This is a genomic window from Flavobacterium sp. DG2-3 (assembly GCF_030730925.1).
Classification (GTDB): Bacteria; Bacteroidota; Bacteroidia; order Flavobacteriales; family Flavobacteriaceae; genus Flavobacterium.
Window position 1 is genome coordinate 1 of sequence record NZ_JAVAMB010000007.1, and the last position, 14,626, is coordinate 14,626.

The window sequence follows — 14,626 nt, forward strand, 5'->3', positions numbered from 1 at the left end:
AATCTCTGCTATTATGTCTCATCGTAACAAAATTTATTAAAGTTAAATTTTGTTACCGAATTATCTAACCTTTACAAGGATGACAAAAAGCGGGATATTACTGTGTTTAAAAAACAAACCCGACAGGTTTTAAAAATCCATCGGGTCTAATACAATTTTTAAATCGTAAAAAGTTTAAAACTTACTAATATAACTTCCGTAAATATCTCTAAACTGATTTCCTTTTGCAAAACGGTCTTTGCTCAATTTTTTATATTCGACCAATCCCCAAAGAATGAATTCCTTCATGAAATAGACATCTTCTTTTGCTAATTGAGGCTGGTATTTTTTCAGTAATTCATCTAACGGACTCACTTCGTCTAAAATACTTTTGTATTCTGCATCTGAAGCGTCGTCTAATAATTCGAAACCGCTTTCTGCGAAAAACCATTCTACAACATCAGAATAAGGTGTTTTCTCATCTGGTTTTTCTAATTTTTCTATTTTCGGGAAATATTCTGGGAATAAAGTTCGAATGGCAGAACCAATCAGACTTTCAGCCACGACATCGGCTCCCTCCTGCTCTCCTTCATAAACCAATTCTACTTTTCCTGTAATCGCTGGAATGATTCCAACAAAATCAGACAAACGTAAAGTCGTTTTATCATCACCCGAAATCAAAGCGCGACGCTCTGCTGTACTAATTAAGTTTTCGAATGCTGTAATGCTCATTCTCGCACTTACACCGCTTTTATTGTCGATATATTCGCTTTCGCGAGCTTCAAAACTTATCTGTTCTAAAATATCTCTCGCTAAACTTGGAACATAAACAATATCGGTTTGGTTTTGATCCAGTTTCGATTCCTGTTCTGTAATAGTTCTGGCGATCTCAATACTTTCAGGATAATGCGTCAGAATCTGCGAACCAATTCTATCTTTCAAAGGCGTTACAATACTTCCTCTATTGGTATAATCTTCTGGATTTGCGGTGAAAACAAACTGCATATCTAGAGGCATTCTCAATTTGAATCCACGAATTTGGATATCGCCTTCTTGCAAAATATTAAATAAAGCAACTTGAATTCTTGCCTGTAAATCAGGTAATTCATTAATAACAAAAATACAGCGATTTGCTCTCGGAATCATTCCGAAGTGGATAACACGATCATCTGCATAAGACAACTTTAAATTTGCTGCTTTTATCGGGTCAACATCTCCAATTAAATCGGCAACTGTAACGTCTGGTGTTGCTAATTTTTCGAAGAAACGATCGTTTCTGTGTAACCAAGCAATCGGAGTTTCATCGCCTTTCTCTGCGATTAAATCTCTTGCAAAACGAGAAATTGGATTTAACGGATCGTCATTAATTTCTGAGCCTTCCACAAACGGAATATATTCGTCTAATAATTCAACCATTTTACGCGCCAAACGTGTTTTTGCTTGACCACGAAGTCCTAATAAATTGATATTGTGACGAGAAAGAATTGCACGCTCCAATTCTGGAATTACCGTATTTTCAAATCCGTGAACGCCTTCAAAAACCGGCTTTCCAGATTTGATTTTTTCACGGAGATTTTCTCTCAATTCGTCTTTTATTGATTTGGTTTTATATCCTGAGGCTTTTAATTGGCCTAATGTTTTTACGTCTAGTATATTCATCGTATATTCAGATATCGGTTTGTATTTTTTTGAAATATTTAATTTTTCTCCCGCAGATTTAGGAGATTTTGCTGATTTATTTTGCATGTGTTAGACGCACTGCAGTGCGTCTCTACGATTAAGCGTGCGGAAAAACCTTTGCCTCTCTGCCTCTTTGTTACTCTGTCACTTTCCTTAGAAACTTAGAAGCTCAGAACCTTAGTAGCTTACTTCACCCTCTTCTTGCGATTTGCTTCATAATCCTCAAAAATCATTTCACCAAGACCTTTTAGTCCAGTGTAAAATGCTTTTCCTTGATTGGCTTCTGTAAACTGATTCACAAAACGCTGTAAATAAGGATCTCTCGCAATCATGAAAGTGGTAATTGGAATATGAAGTTTTCTAGCTTGTTGCGCTTGCGTGTAACATTTATCGACAATATACTCGTCGAGTCCATTGCTGTTCATATAATACGAACCGTCACGCTCGCGAACACAACTTGGTTTCCCGTCCGTAATCATAAAGATCTGTTTGTTGGTATTTCGCTTTCTGCGAAGAATATCCATCGCCAATTGCAAACCAGCAACCGTATTGGTATGATAAGGACCAACTTGCAAATACGGCAGATCTTTGATCGGAATTGTCCAGGCATCATTTCCAAAAACTAAAATATCTAAAGTATCTTTTGGATATCTTGTTGTGATTAATTCTGCCAATGCCATTGCAACTTTTTTCGCAGGTGTAATTCGGTCTTCGCCGTATAAAATCATACTGTGACTTATGTCGATCATCAAAACCGTACTCATTTGTGCTTTGTACTGCGCTTCTTCGACAACCAAATCGTTTTCTGTCAATTTAAAAGCATCAACACCATTATTGATTTGTGCGTTTCGAAGACTTTCTGTTAGAGAAATTCTTTCTAAGCTATCACCAAAATTAAATTCTCGGAATTCTCCCGTATGTTCGTCACCGCTTCCAGCATATTTTGTTTTATGATTTCCGCTTCCAGAACGTTTTAAATTTCCGAAAATCTGGTCTAAGGCTTGTTGCCTGATTGCTCTTTCGGTTTTTGCAGTGATGCCGAAACCAGAACTTCCATCGCCTTTCACTTCATCTCTGATGTACCCTTTTTTCTTCAGGTCTTCAATAAAATCGTCGATTGTATAATTTTCATCGGTAAGTTTATATTCGTTGTCCAGCTCCCGAAGCCAGTTGATTGCTTCATCAAAATCGCCCGAGGTATGGGTGATTAACTCTTTAAAAATTGTAAAAAGTTTGTCAAACGGAGACTGAAAAGGAGCTTCGTAAGTCTTAAAATAAAAGCCTTTTTTAAATTCGTTTTTCATAAATCTAAAATTACATCTTTTTGGAATTATGAAAAACGAATCGTTTATTAATTTTTAGTTAAAATATTTAAGCAAAATCTTGAACTAACAGTGTTAGATATAATAATTATTCAAACTTTCCGTCAACATAATACCAAGCTCCATTTTCAAACTTAAAAGTAGAAAATTCGTAGTGAACTTGCGGCTTATTAGCTGAATCTAAAAAGTAAGCTTTGAATTCGACTGTGTTTTCAGTGAAACTCAAAATTTCTAATTGCTGCCATTTATTCGAAACTGCCCATTTTAAAATTTCAGGTTTCGAATAATATTTTCTTTCTGATATGTGAGTGGTCTCCATCAGATAATCTGCGTTATGAGTTGCATACGCAGAATATCTGGATCGCATTAAACTTAATGCAGATGGCGCTTTTTGTTTTCCGCCTAAATATAAATTACAGCATTCATCAAAAGGCAAACCTGTATCACAGAAACATTTTTTATTCTCCATCAACTGGTTCTTCTCCGTTAATTTTTACGTGAAGTTGATTTAATAACACTTGATAACGGGTAATTTCTCTCACTTCTTCGTCTTCTTCTGCGAAGTCAATCATTTCGTCCAGTTTTTCGCTTACTTCCAATAATTTATTGTTGGCTTCTCTATCGTTTTTTGCAGCAATTAAATCAATGATTTCCTGTACGTCTGCTTTTAAAGTTTCAAATTTTGCGTTCATTGTGTTTTATTTTTTTGTTTGCCACGAATTGCACTAATTTTCACTAATTTTTAATTTAGTATTTATAAAGAATTAATTCGTGTTTTTGCCACAGATTAAAAGGATTCAAAAGATTTTTTTTAATAATCTGTGCTAATCTTTTTAATCTGTGGCAAAATTATTTTTATTTCTCTTCTTCTTTACTTTCGTTGTATTTTTTTACTATTTCTTTGAGCTTTTCTTTTCTTGAAATTTCGGCTTGTTTGGCTTTTGCTTGAGCTTTGTGGAGCTTATCATTATGCTTTTTGATATTTTTTTCGTTATTTCTTCCCATTACACCTCTCTTTTAATTTGTTCTAACGTTTTTTCTGTAAAAATCAATTCGTTGATGATTTCTTTTCGAAGCTCATCAATATCATCATAATCAAAATGTTTTGCCCAATTGGTCAGTTGCTGTAGATTTCGAATTTGTTTTAATCTTTTAGCAGTTTCAAAACTTGTTCTTAAAATTGCTTTTTCGTCATATTCTGGATTATTCTTGTGCTCGTAATTGGCAAGATTATTTTCGAAATCAGCTTTTATATAGTATAATTTTTCTTCTGAATTATCGGGATAAAACTCTTCCCACTTTGCAAAACCTATTTTGGTTTTCGATTCAGTCTCGGGGTTACGGGCAATCAGACGCCATTTGCTGTTGGCCAATCGCCCCCAATGGTTCGAAACGCGATACATTCCTTCTTCAGTATAATAATAGGTGCTTCCTGCTTTGCTTTCAAATTGTTTTTTCAATCCTTTAATCGAATCTGAAAGGACTTCATTAAAAGCACAAAACGTATTTTTAAAGGAATTAGGATGTGGCTTAAAATTTTTCTGCATGTGCAAATATACTCAGATTACAGCGAACTCCCTAAAACAAACATTAAATGCTTACCTTTGCCTTTTAATTTTAAAACAAAAAATCATGTCTAAAGATACAGAACAAAAAATGCCACAAAAAGGAGTTTTTACAGGCATTATAGAAAAAGATGAAAACAATAATTATTTCTGTGGAGAATATCTTTTAGACTATAAAATGGTTCAGGCTAAATTTAAAGAAGGCGATTGGATTACGATTAAGTCTGTTATCGAAAATCCAAGTGACATGAGCTACAAGAAATATCCAAAGAAATCTAGAAACTTTGATAAAGCGAATCATAAACCGGAGTAAATTATTTGTTTCAGGTTTCATGTTTTTTTAGTTTCAAGTTGCTTGTTGGGGGTGTTTTTTTTTACCGCAAAGGTCGCTAAGATATTTTATTAAGAACCTAAGCAAAATCTAAATATTAAGTTCGCAAAGCTTTGTGTTGATAAAGCTTTGCGAACTTTTCATTTTTAAATGATTCTCAGAAAAACTTTGCGCATTGTGTGTAAAATCTTTGCGTGTTTTCCGGTAAAATTACTAGACATATTTAGATTTGGAGCTTTTTTTAACGCAAAGTTCGCTAAGATACTTTATTAACAGCTTAAACGAGGTCTAATATTAAGTTCGCAAAGCTTTGTGTTGATAAAGCTTTGCGAACTTTCATTTTTAAATGATACTCAAAAAAACTTTGCGCATTCTGTGTAAAATCTTTGCGTGTTTTCCGGTAAAATTACTAGACATAAAATTTAGATTTGGAGCTTTTTTTAACGCAAAGTTCGCTAAGATACTTTATTAACAGCTGAAACGAGGTCTAATATTAAGTTCGCAAAGCTTTGTGTTGACATAGCTTTGCGAACTTTCATTTTTAAATGATTCTCAAAAAAAACTTTGCGAACTCTGCGTAAAAAACTTTGCGACCTTTGCGGTTAAAAAAAACATACTAATACTCAGTTAACGTTTTAATAAACCAACTTTCCTGAATATTTTTTGCATCAAAACTAAAAAGTTAAAAAAAAGTGTACCTTTGCAAAAAATTTGTCGATTTGAACTAAAACAAAACGATTTCAAACTAATAGACAAGTAGTTACCTTTTATTTATGAAAAAAATAGTTGAATACCGCAAGTTACTAAACGTAGAAAAGACTGCAGAGTTAAAAGATTTAAAGACAATTTATCGTAATGCGATGAAAGAATCTCATCCTGATAAATTTGTGGGAAATGAAGCTGGTTTAAAAGAAGCAGAAGAAAAAAGCAAAACGATTATCGAAGCTTACCACTTTTTAGTAAGTATTCACCCTGATACTATCAAACTTAATTTACCTGAGTATACAGAAACAATTTCAACTTGTTCTATCACAGATTACAAATTTGTTGAAGGTCGTTTAATTATTGATTTTTCTAACGGAAGTGTTTACGAATACATCAGTGTTCCTAAAGCAACTTACGTGAAAATGGTAAATGCAGATTCTCCAGCTAGATTCGCAAAAAGACATATCTTAAACTCTTTTACTTGGAGAAAGAAAACAAACCAAGAATAGTTTTAGACTACTATAATTTACAAAAAAGCACTCCGTTAAACGAGTGCTTTTTTTATGCTTAAAATTCAAATATTTGAACACAGATCGCTCAAATAAGTTTCTTATTAAGAGTTTTTGATCAAATCAAGTCAACAAACACGCTGATTTTAGGCATTTTAAAGCAAAAAAAACTATAACAAAATTTTAGGTAGCAAAATTCTGTATGTTTTATATTTTTAGATACTTTTGTTGCACAAATCAATTAACTAATTAATTTTTTATAATGAAAAAAATACTTTTTGTACTTACAGCTTCTGCAGCTATCATTTCTTGCAGTAAAGTTAAAGATGGAGAATACCTTATTACTGGTACTGCTACAGGAATTGAAAATGGAAAAACTATTATCTTACAAGGTCAAGATCCTGCTACAAGAATGCCAGTTTCTCTTGATACAGTAAAAGTTGAAAACGGAAAATTTGAAATAAAAGGAAAAGTTACTGAACCAGCTTTCCATACATTAATATTACAAGGTGCAAACGGTCCTATCCCGTTCATTTTAGAAACTGGAGAAATTAAAGTTGCTATTGATAAAGATAGTATCCACAAATCTAAAATCTCTGGAACTTACAACAATGATGAGTATGTAACTTTCATGGAAGATATGAATAAAACTCAAAAAAGTTTAATTGATTTCCAGAAAAAGAACAACGATAAAATGAAACAAGCTCAACAAGCACAAGATACAGCAACTATCAATGGCTTGATGAAACAATACATGGAAATTCAGAAAGAAGTACAAGAAGGAAGCAAAAAGAAATATTTAGCTTATGCTGAAAACCATCCAAAATCTTTCATTACTGCTTTAATTATTCAAAGTTTATTGAATGATCCAACTGCTGACATGAAAAAATTAGAAAGCCTTTACAACACTTTGGATGAGTCTTTAAAAAATACTGCTCCTGGAAAAGAAATCAAAACTAGATTTGGTCAAGCAAAAATGCCATCAGTTGGTGCTACAGCTCCAGCAGTAGGCAGCGCTAAATGAAGAGCAGATTTTTCGGCTCCAAATCCAGAAGGAAAAGTAGTATCCCTTAAAGAAAGCTTAGGTAAAGTAACGATTGTAGATTTCTGGGCTTCATGGTGTGGACCATGCAGACAGGAAAATCCGCATGTTGTGGCTTTATACAAAGAGTTTCATTCTAAAGGATTAAATATTGTTGGAGTATCTTTAGATAAAGATGCAGCAAAATGGAAAGAAGCCATCGCAAAAGACGGTTTAACTTGGACTCAGGTTTCGAATCTGAAATTTTGGGAAGAGCCCATTGCAAAACAATATAATGTTGAATCTATTCCAGCTACTTTTATTCTTGATGCATCAGGAAAAGTGGTAGCACAGGATTTAAGAGGCGACGAATTGAAAGCAAAAATCAAAGAATTGCTAGCAAAGTAATCCGCTTTAAAATAATCAAAAAATCTCCCTTGTGGAGATTTTTTTGTTTTTATACCTTTCTAAACTTAAAAATCAATTTTCACTAATATAAAATTGCAAGAAGGTTCGAATGATTATTATAAAGATAGCTTAAACTTGTTGCTGCTAAAAAATGGAAAAACATAATTCTTGAAAAAAGTAAATAGATTTTTTTCATCGTTATTTATTTAAATACGTCAATAAATGCAACACTTGACAACTTATTTAGCGCTAAACTTAAAACAAAATTGGTAAAATCACCATAAATATATTCTTACTTTTTATGGCAAATTAAAAAAAACTTCAATTTAACAGATTTTTATTTTATTCAATTCCAGCGGATTAAAAAATAACTTTAAAATAACTTAAAATTAAGTCATTTTTTTGTTTGGAAATGTAGAAAGAGTTCCTATCTTTGCCACCGCTAAGAACAACTAAGCACAACGCTAGAGATTCGGGGAGATACTCAAGCGGCCAACGAGGGCAGACTGTAAATCTGCTGTGAAAACTTCGCAGGTTCGAATCCTGCTCTCCCCACCAAAAGGGTAAAAGAAGCGAAAACGAAAGTTTTTCAATCTTTTCAAAAGCCCGAAAAAAACGTGGTAAGACCTGCAAATCCAATGGATTCGCAGGTTTTTTGCTTTTAAGGCATTTTTCAAATTTTTTAAAAGCGCCCAAAACTTCTGTGGCAAAATCGTGGCACATTCAGGTGTCGGGCAAATGTGCCACAGAATTTGGGTTAATCCCTTGTAAACACAGGGGTTAAAGAGGTTAACGACTTGTATTTTACACGCCATAATTCTACATTTATTAACCTAAAACATTGAATTATGTTAGAAAGCAGCTTTGGGTTGGTTTTCTTTTTGAAAATCCCCCGCAATGACAGTAAGATTAGAACCGTCTACTTCAGAATTACCGTGGACGGCATTCCAAAGGAAGCATCAACCAAAAGAAAATGGGACATTACCCGATGGGATCAAAAAATGGAAAGGGCAGTCGGCAGCAAGGAAGATGCAAAATCGCTGAACTTCTTTTTAGACTCATTGACCTTAAAGATTAATGAGATCAAAACGGAAATGATGTACAGCGGCAAATCTATCACAGCTGAAAAAGTAATGGATCAGGTTCTGGGAAGAACTGCGCCAAAGGTGAAAGTCCTTGAAGAATTTCAAAAGCACAACGATGAGATGGAAGCGCTGCTTGGAAAAGGATATGCAAAAGGCACCCTTGAGCGCTTTACAATCACTAAAAACCATCTCACGTCATTTATCAAACTTAAATTCAAAAAGGATGATCATGAATTTGAAGATTTAAATCTGGAGTTTGTTAAGGATTTTGAATTTTACCTTAGAACAGTTCGCGAATGCAGCAATAATACAACACTGAAATACATTGCCAACTTCAAGAAAATTGTTATCCGAGCCATTGACAATGAAATTATCAGTAAAGACCCGTTTAAAAACTTTAAGGGACGAAAAACCAAATTGGTGAAAAAACCTATTACCACGCAGGAATTATATGAACTGGAGAAACATTATTTTACGACAGACAGACTTGATGTAGTAAGAGATGTTTTTGTATTCCAATGCTACACAGGACTGGCTTATATTGATGCATTTCAATTAAAGAAAACCGATATTAAGAAAGGAATTGATGGCAATCTATGGATAATGTCTCAAAGGCAGAAAACCAATTCATCATTTAACGTGCCTCTTCTTCCCCAGGCACTAAAAATAATTGAAAAGTACAAAGACCATCCCCTCTGTCTTCAGCGCGGCACGGTACTGCCTGTTTCTTCCAATCAGAAAATGAACGAGTATTTGAAAGAAGTTGCAAACTTATGCGGTTTTGCTTTTACGCTCAACACACATATGGCCCGCCGAACTTTCGGAAGTACGGTAACCCTCAATAACAATGTCCCAATTAATGTAGTAAAGGAACTTCTCGGACATTCATCGGTAAAACAGACAGAAGCATACGCCATCACAGAACAGGCAACTATCGGGCGGGAAATGTCTATTTTGAATAAAAAACTGAACAAGACCAAGTCCAAAATATCTAAGCCAGACCTGGAGATTCTTACAAGACTGGAAAAAGAGATACAGGCTATCAAAAAGAAATATAACATTTCTTCTTGATCAATAATTTCAAGATATAATTTAATTAAAAAAGGGATTATCTCAAATATTTTGAGATAATCCCTTTCTGCATAGTCTTACTTCGCTTTTATAGCCTGGATGATAAGACGGTTTGTATTTTATGTATCCTAAATCCTGAAGCTGTTTGAAATATTTGTGATAAGTTGGTAATGTGTTCACATGCGACAGCTCCATAATCTTGCTGCGGCTGACTTTTATCCTCTTTCTCTCCCCCTGCCTATATCCTAATCCTAATATGGCTGTTAAAATTGACAGATGCCAGACATTAAGTTTGGGATCATCAATGTAGATTGACAAATAATCCATAATATGTTTCTCTTTTATTCTATTATTTCTTTTCATCATCAAATAGTTTTAAAAGATCTTCTCTGCTGTAATAATAGGAACCAAGGACTTTTTTAAAACGTACTTTCTGTGATATCCTAAGATTTTGGACTGAACCGGCAGATATATCAAGCAGTTTTCTCACTGACTTGCTTTTAATCCATAAAGATTCGGTAGTATCTTTCACTGGTGGAATTGCTTGTGAAATCAGTGTACGCATGGACTCAGTCAGCATCAGTCCAAATTGTCTTAAATCGTCTTTTGTTAGAAAATCTTCCATACTTCTAAAATTATATTATTCTACATGAAAATAGATACTGCTTCTTTTATTTTTATTTTTTGTAGGAACATAGACTATGTATCCATAAGAATCCAGTTCCTTCATACATTTATGATAAGTCTTTGGAGAAACCACTTTAGCGATATTCTGAATTTCTAGACTGTAAGCCTGTATAGGATTGATAAAGTCTTTAGTGGCACGAAACTGAAGCAGTGCAGCAAATATCGCGATATGGGTCGTTCCGATCCGAAAGTCATTTTCAATAGCTTGAAAAAAAATGGTTGCGATTTTAATACTATCCATAGTATGGCTTTTATTGCTCAAAATTTAGGTGTCAACTTTTTCGGAGCTCGTTCAAATTGCATGTCAGATTTCTTTACCTGCTGGACTTTACAGCCACTTTGTAACTCCCTCAAACTAATCTTCTGCATCCTGTCATTATAAAACGTGAGTGTCTTAAAACGCGGATTTGCTTCTAAAAAAACCTTCATTTCTCTCCCTTCAATAAGCAGTACCGCCTCTTCACGTCTACCTTTTTTTAAAGAATTTGCAAGGGATTCAAATGAGTCGTCGTCATCACCTTTAAGTGGAAGGGTATTTAACACATTGCTGAGATTAAACTTGTAAGCTTCTGGATATTCGTGCAAGCGGTAGTTATCCAGTTTATCTTTGTCATAAAAATTGAATTGTTTCCACGTACCGTTTTTAAGCACTGCTCTTCCGGCCAGCATATTGTATGCTTCCTCGGCATTAAAACTCCCAGATTTATCATATTTAAAAAAGTGCGAGCTGTAGCCTGATGGCGAAGAAAAATCCCTGAGTATTGAACTGAATCCGTTAAACTTGTACGTACCCTGCTCATCCTTACCAAAAGACAATGAATGTTCCATCGTCTCATTTTCTGAGATATGATACGAAACGGGAACATCAAAATTTAACTGCTCATCTTTCATAAGGTCCAAAACTTTCATGTATGAATCGTGAAACCCGCTGTTTTTAAGCTGGTCTTCTATAGATTTTTGATTCAGTTCCCTTTCCCTTAAATACTCGGGTTTATCTTTTCTTTCAAAACCGGCGGCAATAATAGCTTCATTAAATAATCTGTGAACCATATTAGGATATATTTTCCGGCTCACATTTCTAAATTCATCCTTCACCAAGCGCAAAGTCATAATTTCATCCAAGGCTTTAGTCTTCTTATATTTAAAAAGAAGCAATTTTAAGAACTTCAGCTTCTCAATTTGTATTGAACGCTCAATCCGCGGGCTTTTTTCAAATATCGACTTTAATTTTTCCTCCTTAGAAAGCCATACTTTAATCTCATTTTTTACTCTATTATTTTCAGTTGGCATAACTATTAAATTGATCTGCTTGCTGTCTTAGAACGCGAATTCTTAGTCTGCTCTTTCTCTGCAGGTTCATCATCGCTATTGCTCTGCGCTTCACTCTTTTCTTTTGACTGGGACTGTTTTTCAGTTTTGCTTTCCCGATCATTAATCCTCTGCATTGAAGAGTCATAAACTTTAAGGGTCTTAAACTGGGGATTAGCTTCCACAAACTGTTTTCGCTCCTCACCGCCCACCACAAAAGTTACAGACTGCAGGTTTCCCTTTTTAAGGGAATTCATTAAATCTTCTTTATACTGTGGTGTTAACAGCTCTTTTATTGAATGTTTTTCCAAAGCAGCTTCCAGATCGTAGCCATAATTCTGATGATAATGCTGCAATTTAAAATTTCCATTATCGTCACTGTTTTTAAAGTCGAATTTAATCCAGCAATTATAAGTCTCGCCTTCCTTAGTTTTTAAATCCTTATTGACTGACCTTCCCTCCATCAAATTATATGCTTCTTTGAGGGTAATGCTGGTGTTATCATTATTAATATAAAAAGTCTGCTCTAATCCCGGCTTATTTTCCTCTTTCTGCAGATTAACCTTATAGGAATTAAAAAAACACATATCACTCTGATCGGACTTTTTAAAATTCAACTCAACAGTCACAGTATCCTTGTTAGGAACACCATTATTCATAATGCCGGTATGGATTATTTTAAAATCCTTATCCCCTTTCAAAATATTCTCTCTTAATTCAGCATCAAAAGTTTCTCCAAATCCAGTATACTTTAACTGGTCTTTCAGATATTGCAAATTTTTCTCGTTCATGATCTTTACATTTAAAATTAGTATTTCTTATAGGTTAACCAGAATTTCAAGATTTATCAGGTTCCTGTTTTTTATATCCAGCTCCAGATGCCTGCCTCCGTTTTTCTCAAAGACCTGTATCGTAAATTTTTTCTTCTCGGGTATTGTAAATTTAGGCATGGCAAATACAGCAGTGATTTCAGATTTATCAGAAATCCGGTTGAAATCACTAGTATTAAAAAGCGGTATAATCTCTATTTCCTGTGATGCCGTACGTTTCGATTTTCTCTGGTCACGGATAAAAAAACGCAGCTGGTCGACATCGTAATTAATTTTAGAATCATTGCCTAAAAAAACTCTGAAGTACATTATGTCCTGATGGATAAAAATACCATCAACTTTCATTTCTATTTCCGATTTTCTTGAATTAAGTCCGCTTACCCTGTTTTTCTTAGTTAATGCCAGTATTGCATAATCCTTTATTTCTTTCTGGTTTTCATTCTCCAGCGAAAACAGCAGCTGTTTATCATCCGCATTTCGCAGTCCGGCATCGATATTTAAAGTCGGACACAAATCGTCAAAGTTCAATATGAAACTGTAAAGCTTACCATCTGAGGTAACTACCGTTAGGTTAGTCTGCTGAAAATTCTGTTTTCCTGCTTTTAGAAGAAGTATATTTTCAACTCCTTTAGCTTTCTGCACAAGAACATCACGGCTGCCGATATCAAGACTTTTAACAGCGTAGGGAAATAAGATACTGGTGGTTTTTGAATAGCCTAACTGTATGTTGTTATATTCAGATTTTGAATTATACTGGCTGTATACTGAAACTGCTATCAGAAAAATGCAGATATTTATTAATAGATGTATTTTTTTCATTTTGAATAGTTTACAGTTATTTTTGATTCTTTTCCTTTTCATCATACAGAAGCACTTTGTAGCCAGCTTTAACTGCAACTTTAATAAGCTTTACTTTTTTGCTCAAAAGTGTTTTTGCCGCCTCCACTCCCATACCGGCAGCCTGAGCTCCCCATGAATCACTTAATCCCGCAATTCCGATACTCTGCATCGATCTGTCTGCAGATGCTTTAGCAACGTCCCTGTTAATAGTTCCTGGGATGTAAATGCCTTTTATGCCGTCTATGTCAAAAACTGAAAGCTCCACAGGGAATATGGAATTCTGGTATTTTATTGCACTAATCTTTATCTCAAGTCTTTCTCCTTTTAAAGATGCTGTTCCGAAAACAAAACTGTTTCTTGGAATTAAAACTCCATTTATAAAAACATCATTTACAAGTCTGATTTTTACAATTGAGCCATTTACAATGGTCTGTGTTTCGTGTACTGCACCTTCAACTGCGTTTTGAAGTTCTTCATTTGCATTGTCTTCTTCAAGAGGATAAAAAGAATTTCCATTATCTTCTTTAGGGGATTGCATCCCGCCCTGTAAAGAAGTGAGGTTTTCTTCTCCAGCTTTTCTAGTTACAGAATAAACTTTTCCTTCGTGAAGCTTCGAATTCTGCCTAAGTTTTTCCTGAACACGTTCAGGATGCTGTATGTCCAAAATATTTTCAAGCATCCCGCCTAACTGCGCGAGCTCGGGATCAGGTTCAGAGGGCGCGCTCATAGCGGTCATTAGCTGCTCCAAGTTTTTCAATTCCTCTGATTCGCCGAATGGAGGCTTTGAGTATTGAAACTCTCTCATGTCCTGAGTATGGTTATTTGTTTTAGGAGGCTCGGCAATTGCTTTCTGCAGGGCCTGCAGCTTCTGATATATCTTCTGGTCATTCTCTGTCTTAAAAGAACTTGTATTCAAACCTCCCTTTTTATGATTGCCCAACATTTCTGTTGAATCAATATAATTTTCTGCTTCAAGATTAATTTCATCTTCCATAGCCCTCAAATAATTCGGATCTTTTTTCTTTTGTTCCAGAAGCTTTATCGAATCAATTGATGCCTGATCATAGTAGCTCATCTTATCTAAACTGGAATCTTCCTTTAATTTTGGATTTGGAAGCAGCATATTAAAACCTCGTTTTTTGTCCTCTGAAACAAACGTTTCTACGCCTTTTCCGCCTCCAAGCACCCAGAAGAGCGTCGTTACAAAAGGCAGGATAAGTAAAGGAAGAACAGGAAACATTTTTCGATTCTTTCTATCTTTTACTGAAAGTCTTTGATTTTCCAT

At 34.6% G+C, this 14,626-nt stretch carries 16 protein-coding genes, 1 tRNA gene and 1 pseudogene; 6 read left to right on the forward strand and 12 right to left on the reverse strand.

From position 1 onward, the window contains the following. Nucleotides 1–174 precede the first annotated feature (174 nt). The 6 genes from Q9Q97_RS11280 to Q9Q97_RS11305 form a co-directional block, all read right to left on the reverse strand. Entirely contained in the window at nucleotides 175–1,638 is a 1,464-nt protein-coding gene (locus Q9Q97_RS11280; protein ID WP_306157447.1) for an AAA family ATPase, read from the reverse strand. A gap of 206 nt (nucleotides 1,639–1,844) precedes the next feature. Next, nucleotides 1,845–2,963: a VWA domain-containing protein gene (locus tag Q9Q97_RS11285; RefSeq protein ID WP_306157033.1), complete on the reverse strand. Its 1,119-nt coding sequence runs from the start codon at nucleotides 2,961–2,963 to the stop codon at nucleotides 1,845–1,847. Between the two features lie 106 nt (nucleotides 2,964–3,069). After that, on the reverse strand, nucleotides 3,070–3,450 hold the full coding sequence (locus Q9Q97_RS11290; RefSeq protein WP_306157035.1) for a YchJ family protein: 381 nt from the start codon (nucleotides 3,448–3,450) through the stop codon (nucleotides 3,070–3,072). Next, nucleotides 3,440–3,673 carry a hypothetical protein gene (locus Q9Q97_RS11295; RefSeq protein ID WP_306157037.1) on the reverse strand — a complete coding sequence of 78 codons (234 nt, stop codon included), beginning with the start codon at nucleotides 3,671–3,673 and terminating at the stop codon, nucleotides 3,440–3,442. Before Q9Q97_RS11295 ends, Q9Q97_RS11290 begins: the two co-directional genes overlap by 11 nt. Nucleotides 3,674–3,836: 163 nt before the next feature. Further along, nucleotides 3,837–3,986 carry a hypothetical protein gene (locus tag Q9Q97_RS11300; protein WP_306157040.1) on the reverse strand — a complete coding sequence of 50 codons (150 nt, stop codon included), beginning with the start codon at nucleotides 3,984–3,986 and terminating at the stop codon, nucleotides 3,837–3,839. Then, entirely contained in the window at nucleotides 3,986–4,528 is a 543-nt protein-coding gene (locus tag Q9Q97_RS11305) for a hypothetical protein (protein WP_306157042.1), read from the reverse strand. The genes Q9Q97_RS11300 and Q9Q97_RS11305 overlap by 1 nt, the downstream gene beginning before the upstream one ends. Nucleotides 4,529–4,613: 85 nt before the next feature. On the opposite strand from Q9Q97_RS11305, the gene Q9Q97_RS11310 reads away from it, so the two are divergent. From Q9Q97_RS11310 to Q9Q97_RS11335, 6 genes and pseudogenes are all read left to right on the forward strand, one after another. Continuing rightward, nucleotides 4,614–4,859 carry a hypothetical protein gene (locus Q9Q97_RS11310; RefSeq protein ID WP_306157044.1) on the forward strand — a complete coding sequence of 82 codons (246 nt, stop codon included), beginning with the start codon at nucleotides 4,614–4,616 and terminating at the stop codon, nucleotides 4,857–4,859. A 791-nt stretch (nucleotides 4,860–5,650) separates the two neighbouring features. Beyond that, nucleotides 5,651–6,091 carry a KTSC domain-containing protein gene (locus Q9Q97_RS11315; RefSeq protein WP_095931645.1) on the forward strand — a complete coding sequence of 147 codons (441 nt, stop codon included), beginning with the start codon at nucleotides 5,651–5,653 and terminating at the stop codon, nucleotides 6,089–6,091. A gap of 262 nt (nucleotides 6,092–6,353) precedes the next feature. Further along, a complete protein-coding gene (locus Q9Q97_RS11320) occupies nucleotides 6,354–7,115 on the forward strand; it encodes a DUF4369 domain-containing protein (protein ID WP_306157047.1) in 762 nt (253 codons plus the stop codon). Between the two features lie 18 nt (nucleotides 7,116–7,133). After that, nucleotides 7,134–7,520: pseudogene (locus Q9Q97_RS11325) on the forward strand (TlpA family protein disulfide reductase); the annotation flags it as partial. A gap of 474 nt (nucleotides 7,521–7,994) precedes the next feature. Beyond that, a tRNA-Tyr gene (locus Q9Q97_RS11330) sits at nucleotides 7,995–8,078 on the forward strand. A gap of 290 nt (nucleotides 8,079–8,368) precedes the next feature. Beyond that, nucleotides 8,369–9,676, forward strand: a complete 1,308-nt coding sequence (locus Q9Q97_RS11335; RefSeq protein ID WP_306157049.1) for a site-specific integrase — start codon at nucleotides 8,369–8,371, stop codon at nucleotides 9,674–9,676. Nucleotides 9,677–10,025: 349 nt separating this feature from the next. Here the strand turns inward: Q9Q97_RS11335 and Q9Q97_RS11340 are convergent, their stop codons facing one another. Genes Q9Q97_RS11340 through traM form a run of 6 tightly spaced genes read right to left on the reverse strand, consistent with a single transcriptional unit; the run spans nucleotide 10,026 to nucleotide 14,626 of the window. Further along, entirely contained in the window at nucleotides 10,026–10,301 is a 276-nt protein-coding gene (locus tag Q9Q97_RS11340) for a DNA-binding protein (protein ID WP_306157051.1), read from the reverse strand. Between the two features lie 15 nt (nucleotides 10,302–10,316). Beyond that, a complete protein-coding gene (locus Q9Q97_RS11345; protein WP_125720991.1) occupies nucleotides 10,317–10,604 on the reverse strand; it encodes a hypothetical protein in 288 nt (95 codons plus the stop codon). Between the two features lie 17 nt (nucleotides 10,605–10,621). Continuing rightward, nucleotides 10,622–11,653, reverse strand: a complete 1,032-nt coding sequence (locus Q9Q97_RS11350) for a hypothetical protein (RefSeq protein ID WP_306157054.1) — start codon at nucleotides 11,651–11,653, stop codon at nucleotides 10,622–10,624. A 5-nt stretch (nucleotides 11,654–11,658) separates the two neighbouring features. Further along, the gene (locus Q9Q97_RS11355; RefSeq protein ID WP_306157057.1) at nucleotides 11,659–12,462 is read right to left on the reverse strand and encodes a hypothetical protein; all 804 of its coding nucleotides are present in this window, start codon (nucleotides 12,460–12,462) and stop codon (nucleotides 11,659–11,661) included. A gap of 27 nt (nucleotides 12,463–12,489) precedes the next feature. Continuing rightward, nucleotides 12,490–13,320: a conjugative transposon protein TraN gene (gene traN, locus Q9Q97_RS11360; RefSeq protein WP_306157059.1), complete on the reverse strand. Its 831-nt coding sequence runs from the start codon at nucleotides 13,318–13,320 to the stop codon at nucleotides 12,490–12,492. A 16-nt stretch (nucleotides 13,321–13,336) separates the two neighbouring features. Beyond that, nucleotides 13,337–14,626, reverse strand: coding sequence for a conjugative transposon protein TraM (gene traM, locus Q9Q97_RS11365; protein ID WP_306157060.1), 1,290 nt, complete (start codon nucleotides 14,624–14,626; stop codon nucleotides 13,337–13,339).